6 protein-coding genes are annotated in these 6,602 nt (G+C 65.5%); 3 read left to right on the top strand and 3 right to left on the bottom strand.

The window, feature by feature from the left end; translation table 11 throughout:
- Nucleotides 1-414 precede the first annotated feature (414 nt).
- Both L0G76_RS04345 and L0G76_RS04340 read right to left on the bottom strand, forming a co-directional pair.
- Complete coding sequence (locus tag L0G76_RS04345) at nt 415-1,059, bottom strand: VOC family protein (RefSeq protein WP_304356096.1); 645 nt, start codon at nt 1,057-1,059, stop codon at nt 415-417.
- 153 nt (nt 1,060-1,212) lie between these two features.
- Nucleotides 1,213-1,698: an inorganic diphosphatase gene (locus L0G76_RS04340; RefSeq protein WP_304356095.1), complete on the bottom strand. Its 486-nt coding sequence runs from the start codon at nt 1,696-1,698 to the stop codon at nt 1,213-1,215.
- Nucleotides 1,699-1,861: 163 nt separating this feature from the next.
- Here L0G76_RS04340 and dacB point away from each other — a divergent pair, with 163 nt between their 5' ends.
- The 3 genes from dacB to tilS are packed head-to-tail and all read left to right on the top strand — an operon-like array spanning nt 1,862 to nt 5,302.
- Nucleotides 1,862-3,277, top strand: a complete 1,416-nt coding sequence (dacB, locus tag L0G76_RS04335) for a D-alanyl-D-alanine carboxypeptidase/D-alanyl-D-alanine endopeptidase (protein WP_304356094.1) — start codon at nt 1,862-1,864, stop codon at nt 3,275-3,277.
- A complete protein-coding gene (locus L0G76_RS04330; RefSeq protein ID WP_304356093.1) occupies nt 3,274-4,290 on the top strand; it encodes a zinc-dependent metalloprotease in 1,017 nt (338 codons plus the stop codon). Before dacB ends, L0G76_RS04330 begins: the two co-directional genes overlap by 4 nt.
- A complete protein-coding gene (gene tilS / locus L0G76_RS04325; protein ID WP_304356092.1) occupies nt 4,277-5,302 on the top strand; it encodes a tRNA lysidine(34) synthetase TilS in 1,026 nt (341 codons plus the stop codon). Before L0G76_RS04330 ends, tilS begins: the two co-directional genes overlap by 14 nt.
- Nucleotides 5,303-5,304: 2 nt before the next feature.
- Here tilS and L0G76_RS04320 read toward each other — a convergent pair whose 3' ends face one another.
- The gene (locus tag L0G76_RS04320; protein WP_304356091.1) at nt 5,305-6,597 is read right to left on the bottom strand and encodes an amidohydrolase family protein; all 1,293 of its coding nucleotides are present in this window, start codon (nt 6,595-6,597) and stop codon (nt 5,305-5,307) included.
- Between the last annotated feature and the right edge of the window lie 5 nt (nt 6,598-6,602).

Genomic DNA, 6,602 nt, shown 5'->3' with positions numbered 1-6,602 from the left:
AAACGTCCACTTAAGCGTGCGCCGGTGGCGTTCAAGCCTGCCACGGTGCATCGCGCCCACATGAACCCCTCTTGTTCGCACCGACGGGAAACGGTCAGTTGGCACGATGACCCGATCTCAAGAGGCTCTGCAGAATCCGGATTCACAGGGGATCTGCCGATCGCTTAGAGGTTCGGCTCAACGGCCTTGTCGTCGGCGAGGGAGGCTCGGTGGACCGGGTTCCTCGTATGAGAAGAGGGCTGCACACCTCATCGGTGTGCAGCCCTCAAAGTCGTGCAGCCCCAACGTGCTGCTGCCCTCGACGTTGTGCGGCGCCAGCCGTCTGATGCCAACTGTCCGCCGCCGTCCGGCAAGTGCTGAACAGTGACGAGTGCTAAACAGTGACGAGTGCCGAACGGTACGGCCCGCGGAACGTCAGATGGTGACGAGACCGTTCTTCGCAGTTTCGAAGCTGATCGACATGATGCCGGGGGTCCCGTGCGGGGCCGACCAGTCGATGTGGATCTCCGGGATCGGCTTGGGGTCCTGCGTCCCCAACCAGTCACGCAGTCGCTCACGATCCCCCGCGATCTGCAGGGTGTCGAGGGCGACATCGCCGTTGGTCTTGTAGGACGAAGGGTGCTGAGACGAGTCGGCCGACCACTTGATGAAGAACGGAAGCTGGGGATCGGCGATGAGCCCCTTGACTCCGATCTGCAGCCACTTGAGTTCGAGACCTGATTCCGGGGTGCGGTTTCCGTCGACGGCCTTGCGTTCGAGACGAGTCTCCACTCCGGCGAGGTCATCGACCGAGACGCACCAGCCCATCCAGCCGCCGCCGAGCTCGGATCGAGCCCTGACCGCCTGGCCGAATGGTGTTGACAGCGCGGCCGGGTGCTCCAAGGCTTCGACGACTTCGAGGTAATGACCGTTCGCGAGAGGGAAGATCAGATTTCTGGTACCGAATCGAGGATGCACACCACCGTCGTAGGGAACCACACCGAGCTTCTCCGAGATTCTCTCGGCAGTCGCTTTGTACCCGTCTGGTTCGCTGGCGAAGGACACATGATCGAGTTTCATGTCTCGACAATCGCATAACCTGGCTCACACTTCTCATTAGGATCACCTAAGTAGTGCGCTCTCTCGGATGCAGCGACCGCCCGGACGAAAGCATCCGGGCGGTCGCTGATCACGGGGTGGGCGAGGACTCACGCCACCTCGGCGAGGGTGAAATCAGTGGGACTCTTTGAAGCGGGTGATCGAAGCGTTGATCTCAGCTTCGGCCTCGGCGCGGCCGACCCAGCTCGACCCCTTGACGTATTTGCCGGGCTCAAGATCTTTGTAGCGGGTGAAGAAGTGCTCGATCGAGTCGAGGGTGAACTGGTCCACGTCACCGATGTCCTGGTAGCTCTCCCACCGAGGATCGCCCGCTGTGACTCCGAGAACCTTGTCGTCACCGCCGGCTTCGTCCTCCATTGTGAACATGCCGATGGGGCGCACATCGATGAGCACACCCGGGAACAGAGGCTCCGGCAGCAGCACGAGCACGTCCAGCGGATCGCCGTCGTTGCCCAGAGTGTCCTCGAAGAAGCCGTAGTCGGCCGGGTACTGCATCGAGGTGTAGAGATAGCGGTCGAGTTTGACCCGACCGGTCTCGTGGTCGACCTCGTATTTGTTGCGCGATCCGCGCGGGATCTCGATTGTGGCCAAGAGTTCCATAGTGCTCCTTCAAGCTAGGGTTGCATCACTAGAATAGAGCTTACAAGTCCCCAGGAATGACAACCACAACGGCTACGGCGAGGACGACTGCAATGAGAATGAGGGCCCGCGCTTGAACCAGACTCCGGAACGGAAGAGGCAGAAGCGGTCGAAGAGGGCTGTCGTGTCCATCACCGCAGGCAGCCTTGCAGTGGTGCTGGCCGGGCTCGCAGCCGTCGACGCCTACGACGTCTTCCCCGAGCTCCCGGGGATACTGACCACGGACCCCGCGATCGAGGTCCAGGCCGTTCCCGCACCCCATGCGCAGGCACAGGATGTGCCGGCACCCGCCTCGGCGCTGGATGACTCAGCACCCGTGCCCACCACGATCCCCGACAAGGTCGACAAGGTCCTCTCCGAGTCCAAGGTCAAGGGCTTCGGGATCGAGATCCGCGACGGACTCAGCGACGAAGTTCTCTACGCCGAGAACGAAACCAAGCCCCGCACCCCGGCATCCGTGACGAAGGTGCTCACCGCCTCGGCGGCACTGCTGACGATCGGTGGCGAGACGCGTCTGTCCACGACCGCGGAGTTCGATCCGACGACGGCCACGGTGACATTGACCGGTGGCGGGGACTCGCTGCTGGGGGCCGGGGAGTCCCAGCCGGGAGCAGTGAACGGCCACGCCGGTCTGACGACCCTGGCGCAGGAGACCGCTGAGTCGCTGCAGAACCGGAATGTCGCCGAGGTGGCCCTGGACTTGGACACGTCCCGGTACACGGGCGAGGACTTCAGTCCCGGGTGGGAGCGTTCCGACATCGCCAAGGGCGTCATCGCACCGATCCAGCCGCTGATGATCGACACCGGGTACGTCGGCAGCAAGGACAAGGACTGGCGCGGGCGCAGCGAGCATCCGGCCAAGGACGCCTTCGCCGTCTTCACCGAGGAACTCGAGGCGGCCGGAATCACGGTCACCGATGACCCGAAGCCTGTGCAGGAGGCCGACGCAGACGCGAAGGCCGACGCAGACGCTGAAGCCGGTGAGGTGGCGAGCGTGGAGTCGGCCACGATCTCCGAGATCGTCGAATACGCACTCGTGCACAGCGACAACGTCGTTGCCGAGGTCCTCGGCAACGAGGTCGCCATCGCCCAAGGCGAGCCCGGCAGTCTGGAGTCCGGTCCCCAGGCTGTGCTGGCGGCCCTGGCCGATTCCGTGGACCTGGGCACAACCCACCTGGAGGACACCTCGGGCCTGTCCTATGACAACCAGATCAGCCCGCACGACCTGACGACCATCCTCCAGACATCGGTCGTCGCCGATGATGCGCTGTCCAACCTCATCGGCTATCTGCCCGTTGGTGGGTTGACGGGCACACTCACGGACAGATTCACCAAAGATAAAAACGCAGCAGGCACGGTGCACGCGAAGACGGGAACCCTGTCGACCGTGACCTCTCTGGCCGGAGGGGTGCTCGACGCCGATGGACGATATCTCGTCTTCACCCTGCAGATCGACGACGTGGACAAGGACAGAATATTGGAAGCCAGAAAGACCGTGGACGACATCGTCGCAGCACTCGCGAATTGCGGCTGCCGATGATCGTCGATGAGAAATTCGCCGCCCGCACAGCCCGGGAACTCGTCCCCGCTGCGCGCATGCCCGACACCGCTGAACTCGACGAGTTGGTCACCGGGCTGAAGGACAATGCGCTGACGGCCCAGGAGCTCGTCCTCGACTCGTTCCTGCTCGACCCCGCCCACGCCGACGAGGTGCGCACGCGCCTGGGCGCCGGTTCCGTGCTCGTGCTCGATCAGCTCGGCTGGATCAAGGCCAACGCCCAATCGCTCAACGGCATGGTCGACGTGGACTCCCTGCCCGCACCGGTCGGTCCGGGCTCGGCGAAGGCGGCCGCCGTGGAACTGGCGGGCGTGCTCTCGCTGCTGTCCACGCGAGTTCTCGGCCAATTCGACCCCTTCGCGGTGGCCTCGGGCAGACTGATGTTCGTCGCCCCGGCCGTCCTCATCGCCGAAGAGGCCATGAACGTGCCCCCACGCGATTTCCGCATGTGGGTGGCCCTGCACGAGGCCACCCACCAGGTGCAGTTCGCCACCGCCCCCTGGCTGCGCGAGCACATGCGCTCCCTCCTGTCCCAGGTCGTCGCGACCCCGCTCAAGGCTCCCGGCATCAGCGGTCTCGCCGACGTCTTGGCCACTGTGGGTCAGATCGTCAAAGGGGACGCGAGTATGGTCGACCTCATCCGCGACGAGGGGATGCGCAGCGCCCTCGACGAGGCGACGGCGATCCTCAGCCTGCTCGAAGGACACGCCGACGTGGTCATGGACGAAGTCGGCATCCAAGTCATCCCCAGCGTGCGGAAGCTGCGACGCAGGTTCGAAGCCCGCCGCGACGCCGGGCAGGGCGGATTCCTGTCGAACCTGCTGGGCATGAACGTCAAACTCGCCCAGTACCGCGACGGTGCCGCATTCGTCCGTGCCATCCGCAGAGAAGTCGGTCAGACCGGCTTCTCCGTCATCTACGACGGGCCAGAGAACCTGCCGAAGAGCGAGGAGATCGCGACCCCGAGTCTGTGGTTGGACCGTGTCCACGGCTGAGGATGGTTCACCTCGGCGACCGAGCCTCGATCCGGCCAGTGGGGCGATCCGCAACGCAGTCCGTGAAGCGGTGGCCCAGGTGGGCGTCTCCCGGCCCGGCGTCATCGTCGCGGTCTCCGGGGGAGCGGACTCGATGGCGCTGCTGCATGCCTGTGCCTTCCTGCACCGACGTGGCCAGCTGCGAGCGCATGCCGTGACCGTTGACCATGGCTTGCAGACCTCGACCGCCGAGGTGGCCCGCCGGGTCGTGGCCACCGCCGAATCCTGGGGTGTGCCCGCCGAGGTCGCCACCGTCACCGTCGATGCCGGTGACGAAGGCCTCGAAGCCGCCGCTCGCGATGCCCGCTACGGCGCACTCGAGGCTGCGCGGACCGAGCACAGGGCCGATTGGGTGCTTACCGCACACACCCGAAGCGACCAGGCCGAGACCGTGCTGTTGGGGCTGATGCGCGGTTCGGGCACGAGGTCCCTGGCCGGAATGGCTCTGCGCACCGGCGACGTGGTGCGCCCCCTGCTCGGTATCGAACGGGCGACCAACGAAGCCTCGTGCCGGGCTCAGAACATCGAGGTCTGGCACGACCCGATGAACGCCGACGACACCTTCGCTCGGGTGCGGGCCCGCGGCCTCCTGGCGTCACTGGAGACCGATCTGGGCCAGCCGGTCACCGCGAACCTGGCTCGCACCGCCGAACTGTGCCGTGCCGATGCCGACTGCCTCGATGAACTCGCCGAGACCTCGGCCGCCTCGGTGCGCGGACGAGACGAGGTGCCTCTGGCCGATCTGGCCGGCCTGGGGGATGCGATCCTCTCCCGCGTCATCCGCGAGTGGCTGATCTCCCTACATGTGCCCGCCCAGAACTTCGGCGCCGCTCGAGTGGGCGAACTGTGCGCCCTGATTCGCGAACCCGGGGCGCAGGGCCGTGCACACACCAGACTGTCACTGCCTGGTGACACCGAAGTCATCATCACCGAGCAGCTCCTGCGTTTCCGACGCGACGCGAAGACAGGCTGACTTCAGCGCTCGCCGTCGACGAGTCGGCCGCCTGTGGCCACCAGGCGTCCGGTCTTGTAGACGTCACGATCGGCAGGACAGTCCATGATCGCCGAGGTGACCGTGTCGGCGTCGAGCAGCATGAAGTCCGCCGGTGCGCCGATGCCCAGACCGAAGACGACATCATCGACCAGCGCAGTTCCCTCAGGTCGGGCACCGGCCATGACCTGCGCCCCACCGCGGGAGGCGATGTCGAGGCAGGCCTCGATATCCTCATCGCGGCGGAACCCATTGGTGAACGCCAGCTGCCAGGTCCGGCGCAGCAGGTCACCGTCCCCGTAGGGGCTCCAATAGTCGCGCTGTCCGTCTTCACCGAGGCCCAATGCGATCCGATGCCGCCGCAGGCCGGCCTGCGGCAGGACACCGTTCTGCGGCGCCACGGTCGTCAGAGAGATGCCTGCCTCAGCGAGGAGCTCGACGATCCGTTCGACCTCCGAATCGGGATTCGAACTCAGAGCGAAGGCATGGGAGATCGTCACCTGCCCCTGAAGGCCGAGCGTCTTCGTGCGGTGAGCGATCTCCTCAACCGTGAACACCCCCGCGCTGCCGCGCTCATGCAGATGGATGTCGACGCCCTTGCCGTGCTTCTCCGCAAGTCCGAAGACGACATCGAGATGAGCCACCGGATCCCGGTCGTAGAGCAGCGGGTCGAGCCCGCCGACCAGATCGGCGCCCTCGCTCAAGGCCGCGTCGAGGAGATCTCGCACACCTCTCTCGGTCACGATCCCGGCCTGTGGGAAGGCCACGATCTGGGAGTCGAGGACATCGGCGTGATCGGCCAGCGCGTCCCGGACGCCGACGAAGCGCTCGAGAGAGCAGTCGGCATCGATCTGGGTGTGCGAGCGGATGCGCGTACCGCCGGAGGCGATGATCTCAGCGATGGCATAGTTCGCCTGGTCGCGGACGCTGCGTTCGCCGCCGCGCCAGTTCTCGCGATCATTCATGATGAAGCCGTGCAGCGTTCCATCGGCTGTGTGGGGGCGGAAGGTCTGGCCCATCCGATTCGAATCGAGGTGGGCATGGACGTCGCCGAGGCTGGGCAGCAGTGCCCGACCGGCACCGTCGATGACGTCGAACCCATCGGTGACATCGTGGGTGGGGCCCCCGGCTGCCGGCGAAGGGCCGACCGAGGCAGCCGATGACGGTGTCGCCTCGGCCGCTGTGAACGAGGCGAAGCGCCCGTCCTCGATCTCGACATCGACGGCCTCGGCATCGGCGGTGCGGGGAAACAGTCGCACGTTTCTCAGAATGGTCATCATCG

This window comes from Brevibacterium picturae (assembly GCF_030453725.1).
Classification (GTDB): Bacteria; Actinomycetota; Actinomycetes; order Actinomycetales; family Brevibacteriaceae; genus Brevibacterium; species Brevibacterium sandarakinum_A.
The sequence above is the reverse complement of the archived record's forward strand: the minus strand, read 5'-3'. Positions and strand labels throughout refer to the sequence as shown.